This window comes from Amycolatopsis ponsaeliensis (genome assembly GCF_030182635.1).
GTDB lineage: Bacteria > Actinomycetota > Actinomycetes > Mycobacteriales > Pseudonocardiaceae > Amycolatopsis > Amycolatopsis ponsaeliensis.
The window spans coordinates 399,381-421,373 of the sequence record NZ_JAPZLD010000001.1; the positions used below are offsets into that span (position 1 = coordinate 399,381).

Sequence of the window (21,993 nt, forward strand, 5' to 3'; positions counted from 1 at the left end):
GTTGAGGGCGTGCGGGCCCGCGGTCCTGGGTGGTCAGCCGGTCACGGCGACGTGGCCGGGCTTGGGTTGTGGCTTGGGCGCGGTCCGGTCACCCGGGTTGTCGCCCTGCTGGTGCCGCTCGCCCGGCGATGCCGGACGGGACGTCCCGGGAGCGCCGGGCTTGCGCGTCGGCGCCGGTCGGGTGCCGGTCGGCGGGTTGCCCGTCGGCGGCGGCGGCGTTCCGGCGCCGCAGCTGACCGTCGCCACGGTCACGGTGATCGCCGTGCCCGCGGTCGGCTTGCTCGACGTCGGTCCATCAGATCCGCTTGTGCGGGTGGGGGCGGTGCTGGTGGTGACGGTGATGACCCCGGCGGTGCCGTGCCCGCCGGGCGAGACCTTCAGGTTGCCGCTGCCGCCGTTGGGAGCGCTGGTGGTGATGGCGCCGTTGCGGCAGGTCGCGGTGAACGGCCCGACCGTGGTCCCGCCGACCCGCACCGAGGCGACCCGGGCTTCGGCGAACCCGGCGCCGGCCTGCAGGCTGATGCCGCTGGCGACGACTGCGCCGCTCGGGCTGGACGCCGACCCGCCGGCGGATTTGATCGCGCCGCTGCTGGACACGCTCGGCCGTGCGGAGAGGTGTTCTCCGCCGGAGACGGAGATCCCGGTTGCCGTCGACGTCACCGCGGCGGCGGCGAGGGCCGGCGGTGCCGCGGTGGCGGGGGTGCAGCTGGAGGCGAGGGTGGTGAGGGTGCCGATGAGGAGCGCTCCGGCTCCGGCGGCGGCGAGGGCGGTGCGAGTGGTGTTCATGTATGTCTCCGAAAGTGTTGGTGTGGTCGGGTTAGCGGATGAGGACCGGGGTGCCGATGGGCACCTGGTCGACGAGTGAGGTGAGGGCGTCAGCGGGGACGCGGATGCATCCGTCGCTGGACGGGCGGCCGAACACGTCGGTGGTGGGCCAGCCGTGGATTCCGGTGGTACCGGGGCCGCCGCCGTAGGTGGAATAGGTCGTGGAGTGGATCCCGAGCGGGAAGATCACCGGGCTGAACTTCTGCTTCGCGTCGGTCATCGAGGCGAGCACGAACGTCCGCCCGGCCGGGGTCGGCGCGGCCGGAGATCCGAGTCCGACGCTCCAGGTTCCGATCTGCTGGTGGTCGCGGTAGAGCGTGAGCCGCAAAGCGGCCCGGTCGACGATGATGCGGTCGGTCGTCGACCGGATCTTGAGGGTGTTGTCCTGGGTGGAGAGCCATCCGGTGGAGCCGTTGGGCCGGGACGGCAGCAGCACCTGCACCCAGCCCGGTTCGTCGGCGATGACCGGAACCCACGTGTCGGATCCCAGCTGCGCGGTCGGCATGACGGCGATGGCTGCGCCACCGGGCTGCCCGTACACCGGCACCGGGGTGGTCGGGTGGACGAGCTGCCCGTCCGGGACCTCGTCTGCTGTCGCGTCCTGCGGGGCGGCCGGCACGGTGCCGAAGGTGCTGGCCTCAGGCAGCCCGGTCAGACTCGGGACCACGCGGGCCGCGATGACCGGTGCGTCCAGTTCGACGCCCAGCTCGACCGGGTCGGTGCCGCGCGCTGTGTCGGGTGCGGGTTGCGACGGTGCGAGCAGCACGCCCGCGGTGCTGACCAGCGCGATCCCGGCTAGCCAGAGTGCGAGTACCCGCCACCGGTTCGGCGCCGGCTGTGGCATCTCGGACATGGAACAGTCCTTCCACAAGGTCGATGGAGGCCGGGGCAGGCCCGCCCGGCGTCGAGCGGGCCTGCCGCGAGAAGAGGTTGTGGTTACTGGGAAAGTGCCGGAATGAAGCCGCTGTTGGGGGTGCCGAGTCCGGTGACGTCGTCCCAGCCGGGGCCGCTTTGCAGGTTCTGCGGGCGGGCGTCGAAGTCGATCAGGTAGCTGCCCTGGCCGCCGGGGACGGCGACGCCGCCGAAAGCGTGCATCATCGGCGTCCAGACCCCGGCCTTCTGCGGCACGACGTCCGCGATCGCGCTGGACCCCTTCAAGCTGTAGAGGATCGGGGTGAGCAGCCCGGCCCGCGCGTTGCCAGAACGGGCCTGCTGAGCGTCGACGACGAGCCCGGCGATCAGCGGCGACGCGAGCGAGGTGCCGCCGTAGGACCCGATCCCGAACTGGCCCTTGATGGTATGCCCGACCAGCATCCCGGTGTAGGAGTCGGCCAACGCGGCGATGTCCGGCACCGCCCGCTTCCCGCCGCTGCCCGGGACGACGCCGGCCTGCCAGTCCGGCGCGTCATACAGCGCGGAGGCGCCACCGCCAGCACCGGATGCGAACGGTCCATCGGCGTCCCGCTGCGGTGCCCAGGTGGTGCCGGACTGGGTGTTGCCGCTGTTCTCCCACCCGGTCAGCACCGTGGCCTGGTCGTTCCGGTCGAGGCCGACACTGGTCCCGCCGACCGCCACGACCCACGGGCTGGAGGACGGGAAGCTGGCGGTGGCTCGTCCGGCGGGGCCGGAGTTGTTGCCGGCGTCTCCGGTGGACACGGTGATGGTCTGGCCCTGGATCGCCGCCTGCAGCGCCATGCTGTTGAACTGATCCCGCGCCGCCTGCGGGAGCGAGCGTTCGCCGTCGGCATTGCCGTAGCTGTTGCTGATCACGTCCACGGCGTTGTCGGTGACGGCCTGGTTGAACGCGTCGTAGAGCCCGGTGCCCTTGCAGGTTTTCCCGGCGTAGTAGCGGATCTTCGCACCCGGGGCGATCGTGTGGGAGGCCTGCACGTCCAGGGTCTGTTCGGCGGCCCAGCCGTCGGCGCCACACTCGGTCGCGTCGGTGAACCCGCCCTGCGGCAGCACCGCGCTGTACTGGCCGGCCGCGAGCGGCGGCACGCCGAGCTGTGCTGCGGCCTGGTTGGTGTCGACGACAACGGTGTCGGAGTTGTAGGCGCCGACGACACCGATCGTCGTACCGGCGCCGGTGTTTCCGTTGTCCAGCTTGTACATCGCGCGGACCTGGGTGCCGGTGTAGCCGCACAGCGAGTTGCTCTGGGATCCGGACGGGTACTTCTGCGGGACGTCGGTGTTGTTCTGCTCGCCCCACCACCGCGCGCAGTGCTGCTCGGCCGCCGCCGCAGCGGGGCGGGTGTGCTGCGGCTTGAGCAGGGCGGCGCTGTCGTCCAGCCCGAGTACCGCGGTGATCGACGCGCGCAGCGAGGTCGGCACGGTGACCGGCGACGCCGGAGCGGTCAGCGTGCGGACCGTGCCGTCGATACGCGTGCGGAACGCGGAGATCCTCGTACCGAACGCGGTTTCCAGCGCAGCGGTGGGGGCTTCGGCGTCGACGAAGTGCCTGTTAGCGCTGACCCCGGTCACGTGCAGGCCTTGCTGAGCCAGCCACTGCGAAACCTGATCCACGGTGTTCTGAGCGGGAGCGAACCGGTCGAGGAACTGTTGTGAGGACAGGAACTTCCTGTGCTCGGCGCTGCCTGGCGTGGCCAGCTGAGCGGCGAGGTGTTCGGCGCCGGGCTGGTCGCGCAACGCGAGCGCGACCTTGATGTGCCGAACGGTGTTTCCGTTGGTGCGGGCGACTTGGGTGTGCGGGGTAGCCCAGGCCGGGGTACTGCCGGTGATGGGCGCGCGGTCGCCGGTGTCGCCGGCGGGGGTAGTGGGTGCCGCGACAGCGGTGGCTGCGGTGGATGCGAGTAGGGCCGCGGTCGCGGCGAGAGCGTGCAAAAGACGGCTGTGCATCGAGGTTTCTCCTTGTATGAAAAGGGAAAGCCATCCAGCGCTGCGTCGCGTGATCGACGGGAGTGCTGAAGGGCGTGCCTCGTGCCGCAGCCAGCGATACGCGAAAAGGGGCTGAGCGGAGACGTCAGGGGCCACAAGGCCCGGCCGTGTGAAGCCGGTCGTGGAGTTCGCTGATCGAGAAGTCCCGAAGCAGCGTCGGACGCGTGACGATGTACTACTGATGAGTTGCACCGTCGGCGGTCCGCGAGCTACCTGCGTACGGCGATGTGCGGAGGTTGGAAACACGAGAATGTCCCTACGTGTCGGGCGGACCGTGCGAGATTCCACGCCTCCCCAGGGTGGAGCACGAGCCTGCCTTGCTGAGACGAACACTAACCGGTTCGGCAGGAAAGTTCAAACAGTTGTGGCGTTCTTGTTGTGAGTGCGATTCGGATCGGTCGACCGTGCTGCAGAATGTCGCGGCAGGTAGTTGCACGAGTTCGTACCGTCAATGAGGTCCGGGTGCATCACCGCCGCCCGCAAGCCCGCCGCCGGTCCTCGCGCGATCTGGTTTCTGTCGGCCGAGTGAAACCATCGTTCACGGTCCGGTGTTACTTCAGCGCGGACAGTGTGTTGACGATTAACCCGATCGGGTGTTTGGTTGTCAGGGGGTCGATCTTCGCAGGCCACGGATGGTACGACATCTGCCACGGAGGGCGTCACGAGCGGAGTGGCCTCGTCCGCCGATCGGGCGGACAGGGCGCTGTGGCGCGAGGAGGGGAAGGTGAACGACACAGTGAGGCGAACAAATTCTGCGGTCGGTGCTGGCCGGCGTAGCTGCATCCGTTGCGGTGGATAAGCGCATTCGTAGGTCAGTCGGACAACCATCCGCCGGTGTCCAGCCGACGACATTCTTTGGGCGATCGCACGAGCTTGCCGAGGTGTGTGAGCGACTGAACGCCGGCGACCGCACGGTGACCCTGACCGGATCGCCCGGGGTCGGAAAGACGCGATTCGCCGGCGAACTGCTCATGCATATGAACGAGCACTACGACGCATCGGTGTTCGTCCGGCTCGCCGAACTCGGCGTGCATGCGAATACCCCGGACGTCGTGCAGCGGATCTGCAACTTGCTCATCGCAGCGTTACGCATCTCGCATCACCAGCCCGATGTCGACCTCGTGGACGTGCTGATCGAGCAGGTCCGTGATCGGCGCGTGCTGATTGTGCTGGACAACTGCGAGCAAGTGCTCGACGCGGTGGCCGACCTGGTGAACCGCATCATCACCGAGACCGCCACGGTGCAGGTGATCGCCACCAGCCGCGCCTACCTGGACGTCCAGGGCGAGCACCGGGTGCACCTGGGGCCGTTGTCGACCCCTGCCGAGCACGTGGACCGTGCGCTGGCCGAGCAGAGCGACGCGGTTCGGCTGCTGGCCGACCGCGCCGTCACGGTCGGACGGCCACTGACCGAGCAGGACGACTGGTCGGCCATCGTCGATCTGGTTCGCTGGTCGGCGGGTGTCCCGCTGGTGCTGGAGCTGATCGCGGCCCAGTTCGGCGCGGGCCGGGCGCCGGGGGTGGTTCTCGATCGCCTCCAGGGTGGCGCGTCGCTGAAGTACGGGCCTGGCGCGCGTGGTGTCCCGTCGCACCACCTCGCGCTCGACATCGCGATCACCGAGTCCTGGGACCTGTGTTCGCCGGAGCAGCAGCGGGTCTGGGCGCGGTTGACGGTTTTCACCGGCGGATTCGCTCTTGAGGCCGCCGAACAAGTCTGCGCGGACGAGCTGATCGACCGTGACGAGATCCTCGCGACGTTGGACCACCTGGTTCGGCACTCGATCATCGAGGGTGCCTCCTCCGATGCGCGCTACCGCCAGCACACGTTCCTGCGCGAGTACGGCCGGCGCAGGCTGAGCACGTTCGGCGAACTGGACGAGATCGGTGAACGGCACTGCCGCTGGGTGGCCGGGCTGGTTCGGCAGGCGGCCGAGCGATGGTTCGGGCCTGAGGAAGTCCGGTGGCTGGATCTGGTCAACGCCGAGTCCCGCAACATCATGGCGGCGGTGGCGTGGTGTGTGGAGCGCGAGGACGTGGAGCGCGGCCTGGCGATCATGGTGGATGTGCTGTCGACGCGGGCGCCGTTCTTCTTCGCCACCGAGGTCCAGGTGTGCCATCAGGTCGAGGATCTGCTGCGTGATGCGCCACCGGCGGCGTCGGACGTGCGGATCTCGGCGCTGGGGTTGGCCGGCTGGGTCTGGATCGCCCTCGGCGAGCAAACGCGCGGCAAGGAGATGCTGGACGAATGCCTGCGCCTGTCCCGCGAAGTGGGCAAGGATGGCGCCCCGGCAGTTCAGCTCGTCGAGGGCACTTATGAGGCACTGGCTCTGGGGCAGCGCAGCGGGTTCGCGAAACTGGCGGCCGCCAGTGAAGGCTTCCGCGACGCAGGTGCCGACGGTCCGGCGTTCATGGCGGACTTGTTTCACGGCATGACCGCCGGTCTGCTCGGGCCGGCCGAGGAGGCGGACCAGCTGTCGCAACGGTGTGTGGCCGAGGCTCGCCGCCGTGGCGCCGAGTGGGCGTTGACGTGGGCGGAGTGGACGCGCGGGCTGCCCGTGTGTTCCGAACCGGTGACCGACAACCCCGCGCCGCTGCGGCGGCAGATCGCCCTCGGTGACCTGTGGGGGCCTATCTGGTGGGTCGAAAGGAGAGCCTGGGAACTGGCGAACGACGGAGACTACGTCGGCGCGGCGCGACGGATCGGAGGCTCGGACAGCCTGCAGGCCCGCCATGGCGTCCACTACAACGGCCTGGCCGGCTTCAAGTATCACCGGGGACGGGCGAAAGCGGCGATCGCGTTGGTGCTCGGGCCGGTGGAGTCGACGGCGGCCTACCTCGAGGGCAGCCTGCTGGCCGATGAGCAGATCGTGGCCCTCGCGTTCGACGACGCCGACTCCCTGCCGGAGCCGACGTTGACCGAGCGCCAGTGGGAGATCACCAGACTGGTCGCTCGGAAGCTGAAGAATCCGCAGATCGCGGCGATTGTGCAGTTCTCGACGCGCACGGTCGAGACCGAGCTGACCGCGATCTATGAGCTGCTGGGCCTGGAGGGACGTCAGCAGCTGGCCGAGTGGTACCTGGCTCGGTCGGCGCCTAGCGCCGCTCCCACCGCACCGGCAGGGCGGCGACGCCGCGGATGACGCCGAAGGTCCGCCGCACGGCGGCGCCGGGTTGAAGCCGCAGACCGGGCAACGCCCGCAGTAGCTCGGTGAGCATGACGCGCAGTTCCACGCGAGCGAGGTGCCGGCCGAGGCAGCGGTGTTCGCCGGCGCCCCATCCGAGGTGCTGCGGCGTGGTGCGGTCGCGGTCGAGGCGGAAGACGTCGCCGTCGTCGAAGACGCGTTCGTCGCGGTTGGCGCTGCCCCACGCCAGCAGCAGCCGATCTCCCGGGAACAGTGGCATTCCGCCGAGGCGGGCCTCCGCAGTCACGGTGCGTCCAGTGGCCGCGACCGCTGGCTCGTAGCGGACCAGCTCCTCCACGAACGCCTCCAGCATCGCCGGATCGGAGGCCATGTGTTCCCGCAGCGGCTGGTCCTCCAGCAGGTGCAGTAGCGCGGTGGCGCAGACGTCGGCGGTGGTCAAGTGTCCGGCGGCGACCATGAGCATGGTCATCTTGACCAGCTCGTCATCGCCGGAGGTATGCCCGTCGACTTCGGTGGTGACCATGCGCGAGAGCAGGTCGCGGCCGGGGTGGGCGCGGCGTTCCCGGATCTGGCCGAGCAGGAAGTCTGCGTAGATCCGGCCGGCTTGCTGGGCTTCGGCGTGCGTCTCGGCGTTGTAGAGAGCCCGCACGTGTTCGGATAGCCAGGCGCGTTCGAGTTCGGCGAGGCCGAGCACCCGCCCGATCACCAGCGGCGGCACCTGGCGGGTGTAGGCGCCGACGAGGTCCGCGGCGCCGTGCGAGATGAGTTCCTGCAGTTGCTCCCGGCAGACCGCTCGCACGTACTGCTCCTGCGCGGCCGCGGCCGCCGGGGTGAAGAAGCGCTGCAGCAGCCGGCGCCACTGGTGGTGGTGCTCCTGGTCGGTCTCGAACATCGGCGCGATGGCGTCGCGCATCTCGGTGACCACCGCCGCTGCACCCAGCCCGTCGACGTAGGCACTGAACCGATCGGAGGCGCGCGCGGCCTCCCGGATCTCGGCGTACCCGGTGACCAGGACGAACCCGCCCAGCTCGCCGCTGCGCGCCACCGGGCACCCGCGTCGGATCGTTCCCAGCGTGTCGTAGGCGGTCTCGGCGATGGCGGGATCGAGGTGGTTGAACGACCACGCCAGATCCGTCGGATCGGTCCCGGACATCTGCGCCGCAGCGCCCCCCATTTCCAGAGCCATACCCATCTGGCTACTGCTCGCGATTGACGGAGGTCAAGGGTCTGTCGGGACGATGTGGAGAAGATTGTGGACTCCGCATCACGGAAATGTGGGCCGATTGTGGCCAGAAGCGGCGTCGGTTGCGGAGCGTGTCCGTCACTATGGCTCCAACGCCCTGACCTGCCGCGATGCAGATCGTCAAGGTTGGGCGGGGCGTGCAGGGGTGCCGGCGGGGGCCGGCTGGACATATCGAACACACAGGGGTGAACGTGAGCACTACCGAGTACGGGGATCAGCAGTTCGTTCGGCGTTGCGAAGCCATCATCAGCACACTGCCGATTCGCCACCCGTTCGAATTGCGGGCTTTCCTTGACGCGGTGGGACGGCAACGGGGCATGTCAGTGGTCCTGGGCCGGCTGCCGACGAGACGCGGTGGGGCCAGCGGGTTGCTGGCGCGCTCCCGCGAAGAGTGCTGGCTCATGGTCGCGGCGAAGGCCACGCCGGCGCACCGCACCCACATCGCCTTCCACGAGGTCGGCCACTGGGTGCTCGGACATCCGGGCGATCACCTCTGCACTCGCCGCACGCACCCGGATGACCGCTGGGAATCCGAAGCCGAACAATTCGCCCACCTTCTGCGAGCTCACGTGCGCGTCGGGGCAGCCCGTCACCGCGAGCGGCTGCCGCCGGGCCACACCGCGCTGCGGGCGGCGTTCGGGGCCCGTCGGCACTTGTGCGCCGATGGCTGACGCGGTCTCGCTCCTCTGGTACGGCGCCGCGGCCACGGGCGTGGTTGAGGCAGTCCGCAAGGCGCTGGTCAACCGGGGTGTCGGCTATGCGCTCAGCCGCCATTTCCTGACCGCCGGCATCGCCTGCATGGCCTTGTCGCTGGCCTTCGGTGACCCGATGACCTTGGGCTGGGCCGACCACCTGACCGGCCTGCACAACGCCGGGATCGTCGTCCACAACGTGCTGGCCATGCTGGCCATGGTCTGCACTGCCGGGTTCCTGCACACCCTCGGGCGGCTGCGCCTCCCGATGCCGGCGGTGGTCACGATCTTCGCGGTCTGCGCGGCGGTGATGGTCACCGTGTATGTGCTGGCCGGGGCGCACACGTCCTTCTTCGGATCGCCACGGAATCCGGCTCTGCCCTCACAGCTCTACAGCGCCGTCTACCTGGCCTACATGGTCGGCTGGCTCGTGCTGCTCCTGGTCGGTGTAATGGCCGTGGCCCAAGGTGAGCCGGCGGCGGTGCGCGGCGGCGTCGCCTTGGCTCAGCTGGGGGTCGCGGTGTCGCTGGCCGGACTGTGCTGGCGGTTCGGTGTCGTGCTCCGGTTGCTGCTCGACCCGCACCATCCGCCCCGCGGGACGCATTTCGCGGTGTTCACCGACGCCGCGGGCCTGGCATTGTTCGTCGCCGGGTCGCTGTTCGCCGCGGCGACCCGGCGGTTGTTCGACTGGCTCGACCGGCGCCGCAGCAAGCGCCGGGAGGCCGCGATTGAACAGCTCTGGACGCGTGTCCGCGTGCTGCTCGCTTGCCGGCAGCGGCCACCGCTGACTCTGGCCCAGCAGCTGGTCGAGATCGAGGACGCCCTGCTTATCGTCGATCAGCTGATCGACGATGAGACACGGCGCACGATATTCCGCGACCTGCGGAGCCGCGCCCTTTTCAAAGACCTCACTGAACCGCGGGCGACCGCCGTTGAGATCGAGATTGCGATCTCCGTCGTCGTCGCGCATCTGTCTCAACCGTCGGCGCAGTACGTCCCGGATGAGGAGGTCGAGGATGCTGGGACCGAGGCATGGTGGCCGGAGACCGAGCGCGTGCAGCTCGACGACCCCGCCAGGATCACGTGGCTGGCGGCTGTCGGACAGGTGCTGACGAGCCGTCGTGTGCAACGCCTGGCAGCAAGGAGCAGCGCGACGCGCGGCAGGGTCTGCGAGGCGTGATCGCTCTGTCGGTGAATCGACGAAATCAGGAGCTGGGATTGTCGCGTGCGGCGCGCCGTGTTCGTGCGATCTGCTCCACCACCTGCAGCAGCTGCTTGCGGTCGGCGTCGGGCGCATCGCCGATCGAGCTGGTGATGTCGCGTGCGTTGAATCCGACCAAGCCGAGTTCGGTGATCAGAGCGTGGGTTTTACGGGCGATTTCGTCCTCGGGTAGCGCGAAATCACTGGCAGGGACGAAGGGGTCGAGCAGCTTATGGTGGATCCGCCAGAATTCGGCCAGTGCGTCCGTGATCCCCGGGCGACTGTTCTGCCGGATGCCGGCCTTGAAGTTGCGTAGTGCCTGCTCGGCCAGCGGCAACCCGGTCCGGTCGCGCACCCACTGGGCGACCAACGGCGGCCGCGCGGTGAAGGTCAGGAATGTCGGATCGCCCTCGGCGGTGAGCCGGTCGATCGCGTCGGGATCGACGACAGGGTCACCGCGCAAGAGATAGTAGGTGGAGGCGTGGTCGAACAGGTACGTCAACCGCTCGGCGAAGGTGTCGAGGTTCAGCAGCGCGACGGTGAGTTCCTGTTGGTCGGCTGCCCGGCGGCGCGGGATCGGCGAGAGCAGTTCAGTCGATGGTGGTGCGACCGGTTTGCTCTCGTGTGGGCCCGACCCGTCGTCGGATGCTCGTTTCATCGTCTGCCCCATCGCGTATCGACATCAGTGAGCGTGGAACGTCGGGCCGCGTTAGCAGACATTTGACACATCGCCGGTTGCGTCTACTATCGAAGTAAGCACCACGCTTGTTGCGAGTATCTTCGGAACGTCGAGAGAACGCAACCCACGCCACCCCGACCAGGGGGTTGGAGCACGGTCCCACTGTGACCGCCGCACCCGTCACCGGCGCACCACCACCGCTGAGGGGAGGCCCGTCATGATCACTTCTCAAGACTCAGCTGCGGACGTTCGCTCCCGTGTGGACACGTCGGCCGCCGAGCAGCAGCAGTCCACGCCCGCGGAACCTGCGGTTGAGCTGGTCGACTGGTCGGCGTTCGGCCGGGTCCTGCCGATCCTGGCCGCATCTCCCGGCGCCGGTGCGACGAGCACCGCCGTCGCGATCGCCGACGCGCTCCAGCTGGCGGGCCGATCAGTCCTGCTCATCGACGCCGGCGATCCCGTCCGATCCGGACTCGGCCGCGCCGCGCGCACCGACGGGCCACGCCGGGACGGCCCCGATCCCGCGGCGGGAGTCCGCTTCTCCCGGCGCGCCCGCGCACTCCTGGCCCGCCTCGACCTCTCAGAGCTCGCCGCCGAGCCGGTGATGTTCCCGCCGCCCCTGCACTGGCACCCGGGCGGCGGTCGCGGCGTCGACGTGACCGTGGTCGACGTCGGCCACGACCCCTGGCGCCTGGCGTCCGACCCTGCTCTCGGACCAGGACAGTGGCTGCGCGTCGGCAGCCCCTCACCGATACCCGCCTTGGTGGTGCGACCGACGGTGCCCGGGCTCGCGCACGCCGAGCAGGTCCTGGCCCGACTGGCCCCGTGGGCGCGGGCCGGTGCGGCGACCCCGCCCACGCAACTGCTCGTCGTCGGGGCCCGCAGGTGGCCGAAAGGCGTCAGTGGCACTGCGGGCCGCCGCACGAGCGTCCTGCTGCCTGATGCGGTGTTCTTCCCGAACGATCGTGGTGTTGCCACACATGGAGTGACCGCGGACGTGACACCGCCGTCGCTGCGATCGCCGGCCGAACACCTGCTTCGTTCGTGGCATGTGCTGCCGCAGCGGACACGCCGCCCGTCCCGGCGGTGGCCGCGGATCGCCCGCGGCCACGACAGTCATGTCTCCGACCGCGACACCGGCTGAGCCCGTTCCGCCGCTCAGCTGACAAGGAACTTCAACGCCCTCCCACCTGACCCGCCTGACGTGACGTCGGGCGGTGCGATGTGGAGGGCGCGATGTCCGCGCACATTGTCATCGACTGGCTCGTCCAGATCCCGAATCCGACACCGGTGCAGCCCGCCGTCGGAGGCGACAAGATCTTGGGGCTGCTCAACAACGTCAAGTGGGGCGCGGGTGTCGCCCTCGTCTTCGGATTCTTCGTCGGGCTGATCGTCTGGGCCGGCGGCCGCTGGGTCGACCATCACCGGGCCGGGAAAGTCGGCGTCGTCATGATGCTCTGCGCCATCGCCGGCGCGATCCTCTACGGCATCGGCTGGTCGCTCATCAACAGCTTCGCGGGCGGCTGAGCCATGTTCACCCCCGCCACGCCGCCACGCACCCGCACACGCGCGCGCCGCCTGATCACCGTCACCGTCCTGCTCGTCGCCGCGATCGCCGTGGTGCTCGTTGCCCGGCAAACAACGGCACCGCCGTCGCCGCCTCCGGCACCGACTCCGCCCGGCGCCGCGCCCTCGCCGACACCGACAGCGCCGGTCGACGAGGCGACCGCGCTGGCGACCCGTCCCATGCTGACACTGTCGCGCGAGGCGGCGCTGCCGCACGAACTCACCACTGTCACGGCCGGTCCGCCGATCACTGTGCCGCGACCGGCCCCGATCGCAAACCGCCTGATCGCCGACGGGGTCCCGGCGACCGCCGAAGGGGCGCTCGGCTGGCTCGCCGACCTGAACGAAACCGCACTGCGGGGCGGCGACCCGGCCACCTACCTACGGGCCTACAGCGAATCGGCACTCCCGCATGCCCCGGCCCCGCAGGGCAGCGGCCTGTACGCCCTGTTGACCTCCTTCCGAGAGCGAGCCGACATCCGCCCCGGAGAGCTCAAGCCCGGCCTGACCGTGACCTACGACGTCACCCAAGGCCTGATCAAAGGCACCGCCGACGAGAGCCGGTTCGCGGTCGTGTGCACCCTCGGGCAGCTGAACTTCGACTACCAGGGCCAGAGCACGAGCATGGGCATCGGCGACTGCCAGGCCCTGCGCTGGACCGGCACCGCCTGGCGCATCGCCCCCGGCGCCCGCGCCGCCTACGCCACACACGCGTGGCCGGGCAGCATCGAATCGGTCACCGCCGGCTACCGGCCCCTGACCCGGGACGGCGTCCGATGAACCCCCTGGACCTGCTGGACGAGCTGGGCAAGCTGGCAGGCAGCGCGGTCGGCGCGGTCGCCGACGGGGTCCTCGAGCCGCTCATGGCGGCCACCTGGGCCTCGGCCTTGTTCATCTTGCGGACCGCGTTCCAGCTGGTCGACCAGTTCTCCATCTTCACGGTGTCCACCACGGACGGACCGGTGTCGATTCTGTGGCCGATGACGCTGTGGATCTCCGGAGCCATCGCGCTGGGCATATTCTTCTGGCAGATCATCACCACCGTCCTACACGGCGGCCGCGGCTTCGTCCGCCTGGTCACCGGCCCCATCCAGTACGGAATCGCTCTGGCGCTCACCGTGAGCGTGGTCGCGGCGTTGCTCGCCGCCGCCGACGGCCTAACCGAAGCGATCCTGTCCACCGGGCTGCGTGTGGGGAACTTCCGGGACGCGTTGAACATGACCGGCTTCACCGATGCGCTGTCGGATGAGGTCAAGAACGTCGTGCTCGGCTTGGCCGGGGCCTTCGGGGTGATCCCGGCAGGGTTGGGGTTCGCGTTCGAGGCGGTGTTCCGCGAGGCCGCGATCTACATCCTGGTCGCCACGATCCCCATCGCCGCAGCCGGACTGCTGGCGGATGCGACCGCACGCTGGTACTGGAAAGTCGTCCGCTGGGCCCTGGTCGCCATCGTGATGAAACCCGCCCTGGCGTTCGTGCTGGTGCTGGCCGTCGCGATCGTCGGCGGCGCGCAGGGCCTGTCCGGACTGCTGGCCGGCATCGGAGTCCTGTTCGTCGCGCTGTGCGTGCCGCTCGTGCTGTTCAAGCTCTTCGCGTTCGTCGACCCCGACTCCGACCCGCAAGGAGTGTTCCGGGACAAGCTCTCGGACGCCGGGTTGGACTCCTACGGCGCCAACAGCATCGCCGGACGCATAGCCGGCGCATTCTCGAACAAGGCCCGCAAAGAAATGGGCAACAACGCAAACAGCGGCGACGGCGAAGACGGCGGCGATAGCCAGGAGCAGGCGAACGTCGACCGCTTCGACCAGGCCGCCGCCGAGGATGACACGACCGCCGGGCCACTCGATGCGACTGGCGACGAGCACGCGTCCGGCGACGCGAGCGCGGCCGGCACGGCTTCCGGCGGCGACGCGTCCGAAGCCGGCGAGTCCAGCGGCGGCGAAGGAGAGTCAGGCACCGATCCGGCAGATCCGCCCACCCCCGAGGCCAGCGGTACCGGCGGCGCGAGCGTGACCGGACCCGTCGACGACGATGACGGCGAGTCCCCACCTGCGGACCCGCCCGGCGATACCGGTCCACCGACCCCGCCGGTTCCGAAGCCCCACGGTGGTCCGCCATCGGATAACGGCGACGGTGGTGCCGCGGCCGGCGCAGCCGAGGACGCGGCGGTGCTGCTGTGAGCGCCGCGCCGCGGATCTACAAAGGACTGTCCCGCAGAGAGCGTGCGGGCTGGATCATCGGGCTGACACCCATACAAGCGTTCGTGTGTGTCGGGCTGGCCGTGCCGGTGATCCTGGCGCTGGCGGCTGGGCGTTTCGGGCAGGCTCTAGCCCTGGGCGGGCTCTGCGGCAGTGCGGCGGCGCTGGTGGTGGTCCCGGTGCGCGGCCGTCCGGCGCTGCGGTGGCTGGGACACCTGCTGCTCTACCGCGCCGGGAACGCGCTGGGCTGGTCGCGGTGGCAGTCGCGCGCGATCGCCGGTCAAGCCCACGACCTGGATGAGCCGGATCTGCCCGGGGTGCTGGCCCGGCTGCGGTTCCCCGACGGTCCACCGCTGCGCGATGTGGGCCGGGTGTGCCTGATCCACGACACCGGCGACGGGCGGTGGGGCGCCACCGCCCGGCTGACCCACGCCGGAGTCGGGATGCTGTCCGACGCGCAGTGCGAGCGGCTGGCCAACCGGCTTGGGAACCTGCTGTTGTCGATCGGGCACCGCGAGGTCATCGACCGGATGAGCCTGCTGGTGCGCACCGTCCCCGACGACGGCGCCGACTACCACGCCTGGCGAACCGAACACGACGTCCCCAACGCCCCAGCGCTCGCGCGGCAGGCCACTGCGGAGCTGGACCGGCTGGTCGGGGCGGTGTCGGTCCGGCACGAAGTGTTCGTCACCCTCTCCGGCACCGAAGACGCCCTGCGACGCCCGGCTACTGCGGCCGGTGGCGGGGTCGCCGGCCGGGCCGCGGTGCTCTACCGGGTGCTCGACGGGCTTGAGGACAAGCTCAAGAGTCTCGGGGCCACCGGCGTGAAGTGGCTCTCGGGCCCGGAGTTGGCGGTGGCGATCCGCACCGGGTTCAACCCGGCTACCGCCGCGGGTCTCGCCGCGCGCCGCCACCAGGCTGGCGGTGACGCCGGTGTCCGGTGGGCGACCGCCGGACCGGTGCATGCTCCGGCGCCGTCGGCGAGGGCGTACCAGCACGACGGCTTCGCCACCGTCTCCTACTCGGTGCTGATGCCGGAAGCGGGGACCGTTTTCGGATCGCTCGGTGGGCTGCTGGCGGTCAAGACCGCCGGCGAGCGCCGCAGCCTCGCCATCCACTACGAGACGCTCTCGCAGCACCGGTCCCGCAAGGCCGTGCGTCGGCTGCGGTTCAGGACCGGGGTGGTGCGGGACTGGAAGTCTTCGAAGGGCTTCAACTCCGGCGCGACCGAAGCCCGCGAGGCGGGCGGGGCCCGGGCGCAGGAGCACGCGGTCGCGGCCGGACATGGGATCGTCCGCTTCGCCGTCGCCGCCGCGGTCACGATCCCCGAAACGTGGAACGTCGAGGACCACGCCGCCCGGCTGGAGAACGACATCGCCGGCCGCTTCCAGCTGCTGCGGATGGAACTGGCCCAGGACGCGGGGTTCGTCGCCGCGGTCCTGCCGGTCGGTGTGGGGCTGCCCCGGCTACGTGGCGGTGCATCGTGAGCCGCCGTGCAGCCGAACGGACCGCCGCGGAACTGCTCGCCACCTTCGGCCCCGCGGTCAGCACACGCCCGCCCGGACGTCGGCGTCCGGACGGCCGCAGCGCTCGCCTGAACCAGTGGGTGGCGCCCCGGCGCGGGTTCGCCCGGCCCGGGTACGGGTGGTCGCCGGTCGCGGCCCCGCTGCAGGTATATCAGGCCGGCACCCACGAGATCGGCGGGTTGTTCCCGCTGCTGGCGGCGAGCCCGCTGCCGGCGGTCGGAGCGCGGATGGGCTACGACGTCCACTCCGGCGGCGCGTTCTACCTGCATCCCGTGGAGTTCGTCCTCCGCTCCATCTGCACCAACCCGAACCTCGTCCTGTTCGGCGAGCCCGGGCGGGGCAAGTCATCCACGGTCGTGGCGTTCCTGCTGCGGATGATGCTCACCGGCGTCCGCACCCTGATCTCCGGCGACGTCAAAGGCGAATACACCCCGCTGCTGCACGCCTTGGGTGTCGCGCCGATCATGCTCGGCCGCGGCAGCAGCGCACGCCTCAACGCCCTCGACCTCGGCCCGCTGGCTGCCCGCTGGGATGCGTGGTCGACCGCGCGGCAACGCGACGAGGTCGACGGCGTTCTGGGCCGGTGGGTGCAGCTGCTGGTCGCGCTCGCCGAAGCCCAAGGCTACCGGCCCACCGTCACCGACGAAGCCGCCCTCTCGGCGGTGCTGCGGCAGCTGCTCGGCGTCAGCGACGGCTACACCCGCCTGAAGCCGATCACCATCCCCGATGTCCACCGGATGCTGTCCGACCCGGACGACCAGCTCTGGTCGAGCCTGCGCTTCGCCGGCCGCCGCCAATTCCTCGACCACCTCCGCTCGATCACCGACGCGCTGGCCAACCTGATCAGCGGACCGTTGGCGGGGTTGTTCGACGCAGCCACGAATTTCACCGTCGACTGGGACGCCCCGATCCAGAGCCTGGACCTCTCACGGCTGCGCACCCGCGGCGACCAGGCCGTCGCCGTCGCGCTGACCTGCCTGGGCTCGTGGTCGTCGCTGGCCACGGATCTGCAGGAGGACGGGGAGCTGCGGATCGTCGTCCGGGACGAGATCTGGCGGCAACTCCGCCTGGGTCTGCGCGCGGTGCAGGCGGTGGACAGCGAACTGCGCCTGTCCCGCGCGGAACGCAAGATCCAGGTGCTGGTCAGCCACAAACCCGGCGACTTCCTCTCCGTCGGCGCCACCGGCTCCCAAGAGGTCGCCATCGCCCGCGACCTGCTCGCCCTGTGCTCGATCCGTGTCCTGCTTGGACAGTCAACACGGGTGGCGAGCGAACTGGCCGATGTCCTTGCTCTCTCGGACAAGGAACAGGAGGCCACGACCGGGTGGGCCAACGACCGTCAAGGACGTGCCCTGTGGAAGATCGAGAACCGGACCGGGCTTCGGATCCAGACCGTGCTCAGCCGGATTGAGCGGCAGATCTTCGACACCAACGCTCAGCTGATCCGGGTCCCCCGTGGGTTCAGGAAAACTGACGGTTCTGTTGGCCGGAACCCAAGTGTAGGGGTCCGGTCATGACGGGGCGCGGTGTCGTGGGTTCAGGAACTCAAGGTGGGCTACTCGGTCAGGTCGGGGTGTTCGAGGACCGCTTGGTAGCGCATGGCGCCTTTGATGCTGAGACCGAACAGATCGCAGATGCGGCGGACGTCGCCGCCGGTGGCGTGGACCTCGTGGAGGATCCGGTCTTCGCGCAAAGGTCTCGGAGCCAGCGGATATCTGTGCCAGGGATATCGGGCAGCGACCGGTGTCACGTGGGGAGCAGATTTGCGGTTGACCAGGAGGTGCGGGTTGGCCGTGTTCGGCCATCGCTGGTTTCGGTAGTCGAGGTAGGCCCTCAGCCGGGTTCGGACGGGCCCGGCCAACGGAATGGTCCGGCCGTCGAGGGTAAGGCGGCTATCGCGTACGTCCGTGATCAGGATCTTCGTGATCTGCCCGGCGGTGAGGCCGTGGAAGGCCACCAGCGCGACAGCCAGGGCCCGGGCCGGGTGCGGTGCGTTGAGCGCGTCCTGGATGGTCGTGGTGTCGATCGGCATCGGAGTGCTGGCGGCTGGTCGTTCCGTCGATATCGACGCCGTGGGGTTGGTGAAGATTTCTTTGCGGGACTTGAGGATACGAAACAGCGACCGCAGGGCCTGGCCGACGAGCTTGCGCTGAGCTGCAGTGCCGGTCAGTGCCGCGTGGATGTCGTCCGGCGTGATCTCAGCCAGGCTCTCGTGGCCGTCGTCAGCCCACGCCTGGAGGCGGGGGACCATTGCTTGCAACTGGATCCGGATGGTCTGCGGGTGGCGTGGTTTGCGGCGTGGAGGGACAGCGGTTCCCTCGGCCATGATCGTGTACCAGATCTCCAACTGTGCGCGGATGGCATCGGGAAGAGCAGCGGTCTGCGCGAGGAAATAGGTGCGGATGGCGGGAACGCGGTCGTCGATGAGCAGACCGGCCGCGGCCAGGACTTCCAGCGTGGAGTCGGCGGTGAGGCCGTCCTGTGTCAGCAGCGACCGTGCTTCGCTCGCCTTGATTTTGGCGCCGGGTGTTGGCTGCTGTGCTTGCACCATGTCCAGCGATCGACTGACGACGTTGATCAGACGCTTGCTCCACCCGTTGCGCGCCGCGTGCTCGTGCAGGACTGTGTCGCAGTAGCGGGACATGATCGAGTCCGGTGCGGCCGGCAGCGATTGTGCTCGCCGCAAGTCCGGCCGGGACCAGAACAGCGCCAGCTGTTCGCTATCCACGACGGCGAAGTCCGTTTGCTCGGCCTGTCCTCGCGACGGCGCCGACGCGCGGAATCGGCGCGGCTGGCGACTGCCGCGGCGTGGGCCGCGCGGTTGGTAGTGCATGTTGGCCAAGAACAGTTGCTGTCCAAAGCGGTTGGCTTCGGCCAACTCGATCGGTTCGTCGGGTTGGCGAGCCGTGAGTGCTTGGTGCCAGCAGAGCCGACAGGCTCCGTGGGCGGCCAGCGGTCTGCTTTCACCACAGTAGGGGCAGTTGTCGACCGGGTGCCGGTACCGCCATCCCCGGCAACTCCAGCATCGCCAGTTGTGCTTGCGGAGCACGCCCCAAGCCAGGCAGTCCTTGCAGGCCCCAGGATGGTCGGGAGCGCTGGGATGGCAGACGCCGCACAGTCCCTGGCAGAAGTAGTCCTCGGACCCGCACGCTTGGCAGAGCGGCGGAGTGAACGGGCCGCCGGGCAGGCAGGCGTAGCAGTAGTCGACCCGGGGCGCCGTCCAGGCAACACGGTTGGTGCGGCAGGCAGCGCAGAAGCGTGGTGGGGTGTTCATACCGGTGGCGTCGAGCGGGGATGGCCGAGTCGCGGGGTGACCGGTGTCGGGCCGGCTTGGTTGGTTGCGGCCTTCGCCGGACGTAACGCGGCGACTTTCTCGGGTTCGCGGATCAGCAGCTCGGTGGGCTCGCAGTCGAGCACGGTGCAGATCACGTCGAGATCGTCCAGCCGGATGGTGGTGGGCGTTCCGGCCCACAGTGCGGACATCTTCCCGGCGCTGATCTCGAGCCCGGCATCAGCCAGCCTGCGGCGCAGCTCGGCGGACTTCCAGATCCCGCACTCCGCGGCCTTCATCCGCAGATTCCACCGCACGTCCTCACCGTCCCTCTGTTGTCGCGAATCGTGCCGTGAGGCGCTGATTGGCCTGTTCCCAGGCCCGTTCGATGCAGTCGCTGCGCACGTGCACGTACCGAGTCGTCGTGGAGAGCCATTCGTGGCCGAGAAGTTCTTGCACTGCCTTGAGGTCCATTCCGTTGCCGTAGAGCGAGGAGGCGCAGTAGTGGCGCAGCACGTGGGGGGTCAGCTTGCCGATCCAGGCGGGCAGCCACCGTTCGGTCGCGGCGGCCAGTCCGCTGCGCAGGCCGTCGTCGCCCACTCTCATGCGGCGGCCGAGGTCGGGGTCCCGGCGTTCGCTGGGCAGCATCGGGGCATCCGGGTCGGCCCAGTCCGGGCCGTACTGTGGTCGCACTTCGGCCAGCCACCAATCGATCAGCACGTCTGCGGAGTTGATGGCGGGGACGAGCCGTGGCTTCGGTCCACGTCCGGCGCTTCCCTTGCCGTGGCGTACGTGCAGCTTGCCGAGCTCGCTCAGATCGGGACGCCAGTCGCGGATGTCGAGCATGACCGTCTCGCTGATCCGCAACCCCAGCCGGCGCCACAACGATGCGGCGAAGTAGTCACGCGCCGCCGGCAAGTACTTCCGTGCGTGGGTGATTGCCTGCCGCCACTGGGAAAACAGTTCCTCAATCTCGTCGTCGGAGGGCGGGACGCGGACCGACCCGTGCGTCGGGTTGGTGGGCCGGTTGTACTCGTCGACCGGCTGCGCGACGACCCAGCCGGTGAGCCGGTGAATGTCGCCCTGGTAGCGGGTGAGCAGGAAGTCGTAGAAGCGGGCGACTCCGTCGGCCTTGCCTTTGACTGTGCTGCGTGCGCGGCCGTGCCGGCGCAGATCGGTGAGGTAGCGGTCAGCGTCGTCGGTCGAGGCGGACCACAACGGGCCCGACAGGGTTCGGGCGAACTCGACCACAGTGGACCGCGATGCGCTGATGTGTCCGTCGGTCAGGCCGGCCGCTGCCATCGCCAGGGCGTACTGGTCGACGATCTCCTGCTCGAAGTCCTCGAGGTCCTGCGTCGAGCGGAGGCTTCGCGGGGCACCGACGTTCCGCACGACAGCGAGGCTCATCGCGCCTCCTGTTCAGCAAACCCGTCCATAGGTCATTTATTCGGCAGAACCGTCAGGATTCTCGACCGAAGCATCGAATTTTCATCCAGAGGAGTGAACGGCGCTCCACCAGGGACAGCGTCCTACCAGGACCTCGAGACCTGTCACGAACTCACGACACTAGAGACAAAAGCAAATCCGTTAGCCAGCAACGAATTGATGGCGACGTCATCATGAGGACCAACGGCGTTGTCGCTGCATGCGCCGGTGCGCTAGTCGGGTTGGTTGTGCTACCGATCCTCGCACTGACCCTCATCGTCGGCCAAGCTGCCACCGCGACGGTCGTGCAACTGAGCGGCTGCGAGCAAGGCGGCCCGGGCGGCGGCTCGGTCGTGGTCGACCGGCAGCAGCTGGGCGCGGGCGAGATGGACATCGCCCGCACCATAGTCGACCTCGTGCAGCAACGCCGGCTACCGCAGCGGGCCGCAGTGTTGGCGATCACTACGGCGATGGTCGAGTCGGGGCTGCGCAATCTCGACTACGGCGACCGCGACTCGCTCGGGGTGTTCCAGCAACGGCCGAGTCAAGGCTGGGGCACCCGCGGGCAGATCCTCGACCCCGTCTACGCCGCCGGCAGATTCCTCGACGCCCTCATCGCGCTGCCCGGCTGGGACACCATGGCCCCGGGACGGGCGGAGCAGGCGGTCCAGCGCAGCGGCTTCCCAGACCGCTACGCTCCTCGCGAACCGGCCGCCGCAGCGATCGTGGATCGGTTCTGGACCGGCCCGGACAATCCCACCCCGCCAGTGCCGCCCGGCGGCGGCACGGAGGCGGCGCAGGCCAAGACGCTGTGCCCGGACCAAGGCGGATCCGACGTCCCCCGCGACCCCGGCCAGGTCGACCCGACGAAGCTGCCACCGGGATTCACGCTGCCCGCCGACCTCCGGCAGCGCGCCGCGGTCGGCTTCGCCCTCAACCAGCTCGGCAAACCCTACGTGTGGGGCGCGAAAGGCCCGAACGCCTACGACTGCTCCGGCCTGATGCTCGCCTCATGGGCCGCCGCCGGCGTCGGTATCCCGGCCGGGACGGTCAGCCAGGTTCACGCCGGGCACGCCGTCGCCTCGATCCAGCAGGTGCAATCCGGGGATCTGCTGTTCATCCCCGGCTCGCTGGGCACCGCGCAGGTGCCGCGGCACGTCGGGATGTACGCCGGGCACGGGCTGATCGTCGACGCCTACGACACCGACACCGGCGTCATCCTCGAACCCCTCTCGGCCTGGACCTCGAAGATCGTCGCGATCCGCCGGATCGCCGACCCCAGTTCGCCCTCCCCGCCACCGGGAGGGAGCCCACTCTGATGAACAACGTGGT

General features: G+C 69.5%; 18 protein-coding genes. 10 read left to right on the forward strand and 8 right to left on the reverse strand.

From position 1 onward, the window contains the following. Positions 1-33: 33 nt before the first annotated feature. The 3 genes from QQ657_RS01770 to QQ657_RS01780 form a co-directional block, all read right to left on the reverse strand. Positions 34-786 carry a hypothetical protein gene (locus tag QQ657_RS01770; RefSeq protein ID WP_284740229.1) on the reverse strand — a complete coding sequence of 251 codons (753 nt, stop codon included), beginning with the start codon at positions 784-786 and terminating at the stop codon, positions 34-36. 31 nt (positions 787-817) lie between these two features. After that, entirely contained in the window at positions 818-1,678 is an 861-nt protein-coding gene (locus tag QQ657_RS01775; protein ID WP_284740230.1) for a L,D-transpeptidase family protein, read from the reverse strand. Between the two features lie 83 nt (positions 1,679-1,761). Next, on the reverse strand, positions 1,762-3,681 hold the full coding sequence (locus QQ657_RS01780) for a S53 family peptidase (RefSeq protein WP_284740231.1): 1,920 nt from the start codon (positions 3,679-3,681) through the stop codon (positions 1,762-1,764). A gap of 920 nt (positions 3,682-4,601) precedes the next feature. Here QQ657_RS01780 and QQ657_RS01785 point away from each other — a divergent pair. Then, positions 4,602-6,860, forward strand: coding sequence for an ATP-binding protein (locus QQ657_RS01785; RefSeq protein WP_284740232.1), 2,259 nt, complete (start codon positions 4,602-4,604; stop codon positions 6,858-6,860). Here the strand turns inward: QQ657_RS01785 and QQ657_RS01790 are convergent. Then, on the reverse strand, positions 6,814-8,049 hold the full coding sequence (locus QQ657_RS01790; RefSeq protein ID WP_284740233.1) for a cytochrome P450: 1,236 nt from the start codon (positions 8,047-8,049) through the stop codon (positions 6,814-6,816). The genes QQ657_RS01785 and QQ657_RS01790 overlap by 47 nt on opposite strands. A gap of 167 nt (positions 8,050-8,216) precedes the next feature. Between QQ657_RS01790 and QQ657_RS01795 the strand changes: the two genes are divergently transcribed. Both QQ657_RS01795 and QQ657_RS01800 read left to right on the forward strand, forming a co-directional pair. Further along, the gene (locus QQ657_RS01795; protein ID WP_284740234.1) at positions 8,217-8,777 is read left to right on the forward strand and encodes an ImmA/IrrE family metallo-endopeptidase; all 561 of its coding nucleotides are present in this window, start codon (positions 8,217-8,219) and stop codon (positions 8,775-8,777) included. Then, positions 8,770-9,978 (forward strand): hypothetical protein, encoded by a 1,209-nt coding sequence (locus tag QQ657_RS01800; RefSeq protein WP_284740235.1) that lies wholly within the window; start codon positions 8,770-8,772, stop codon positions 9,976-9,978. Before QQ657_RS01795 ends, QQ657_RS01800 begins: the two co-directional genes overlap by 8 nt. 25 nt (positions 9,979-10,003) lie before the next feature. On the opposite strand, the gene QQ657_RS01805 is transcribed toward QQ657_RS01800, so the two are convergent. Beyond that, complete coding sequence (locus tag QQ657_RS01805) at positions 10,004-10,657, reverse strand: hypothetical protein (protein WP_284740236.1); 654 nt, start codon at positions 10,655-10,657, stop codon at positions 10,004-10,006. A 238-nt stretch (positions 10,658-10,895) separates the two neighbouring features. Between QQ657_RS01805 and QQ657_RS01810 the strand changes: the two genes are divergently transcribed. The 6 genes from QQ657_RS01810 to QQ657_RS01835 all read left to right on the forward strand — a co-directional run bounded on the left by QQ657_RS01810 (position 10,896) and on the right by QQ657_RS01835 (position 17,482). Beyond that, complete coding sequence (locus QQ657_RS01810) at positions 10,896-11,822, forward strand: P-loop NTPase family protein (protein ID WP_284740237.1); 927 nt, start codon at positions 10,896-10,898, stop codon at positions 11,820-11,822. A gap of 92 nt (positions 11,823-11,914) precedes the next feature. Next, complete coding sequence (locus QQ657_RS01815; RefSeq protein WP_284740238.1) at positions 11,915-12,205, forward strand: hypothetical protein; 291 nt, start codon at positions 11,915-11,917, stop codon at positions 12,203-12,205. Between the two features lie 3 nt (positions 12,206-12,208). Beyond that, the gene (locus tag QQ657_RS01820) at positions 12,209-13,024 is read left to right on the forward strand and encodes a hypothetical protein (protein ID WP_284740239.1); all 816 of its coding nucleotides are present in this window, start codon (positions 12,209-12,211) and stop codon (positions 13,022-13,024) included. Further along, positions 13,021-14,421, forward strand: a complete 1,401-nt coding sequence (locus QQ657_RS01825) for an ICP22 family protein (RefSeq protein ID WP_284740240.1) — start codon at positions 13,021-13,023, stop codon at positions 14,419-14,421. Before QQ657_RS01820 ends, QQ657_RS01825 begins: the two co-directional genes overlap by 4 nt. Next, the gene (locus QQ657_RS01830; protein WP_284740241.1) at positions 14,418-15,926 is read left to right on the forward strand and encodes an SCO6880 family protein; all 1,509 of its coding nucleotides are present in this window, start codon (positions 14,418-14,420) and stop codon (positions 15,924-15,926) included. The genes QQ657_RS01825 and QQ657_RS01830 overlap by 4 nt, the downstream gene beginning before the upstream one ends. Beyond that, the gene (locus QQ657_RS01835; RefSeq protein ID WP_284740242.1) at positions 15,923-17,482 is read left to right on the forward strand and encodes an ATP-binding protein; all 1,560 of its coding nucleotides are present in this window, start codon (positions 15,923-15,925) and stop codon (positions 17,480-17,482) included. Before QQ657_RS01830 ends, QQ657_RS01835 begins: the two co-directional genes overlap by 4 nt. Positions 17,483-17,520: 38 nt before the next feature. Here the strand turns inward: QQ657_RS01835 and QQ657_RS01840 are convergent, their stop codons facing one another. The 3 genes from QQ657_RS01840 to QQ657_RS01850 form a co-directional block, all read right to left on the reverse strand. Then, entirely contained in the window at positions 17,521-18,843 is a 1,323-nt protein-coding gene (locus QQ657_RS01840) for a site-specific integrase (protein ID WP_284740243.1), read from the reverse strand. Between the two features lie 392 nt (positions 18,844-19,235). Continuing rightward, positions 19,236-19,553 (reverse strand): helix-turn-helix domain-containing protein, encoded by a 318-nt coding sequence (locus QQ657_RS01845; RefSeq protein WP_284740244.1) that lies wholly within the window; start codon positions 19,551-19,553, stop codon positions 19,236-19,238. A 4-nt stretch (positions 19,554-19,557) separates the two neighbouring features. Further along, on the reverse strand, positions 19,558-20,643 hold the full coding sequence (locus QQ657_RS01850) for a tyrosine-type recombinase/integrase (protein WP_284740245.1): 1,086 nt from the start codon (positions 20,641-20,643) through the stop codon (positions 19,558-19,560). Positions 20,644-20,909: 266 nt separating this feature from the next. On the opposite strand from QQ657_RS01850, the gene QQ657_RS01855 reads away from it, so the two are divergent. After that, positions 20,910-21,980: a C40 family peptidase gene (locus QQ657_RS01855; RefSeq protein WP_350310627.1), complete on the forward strand. Its 1,071-nt coding sequence runs from the start codon at positions 20,910-20,912 to the stop codon at positions 21,978-21,980. Positions 21,981-21,993: the final 13 nt, after the last annotated feature.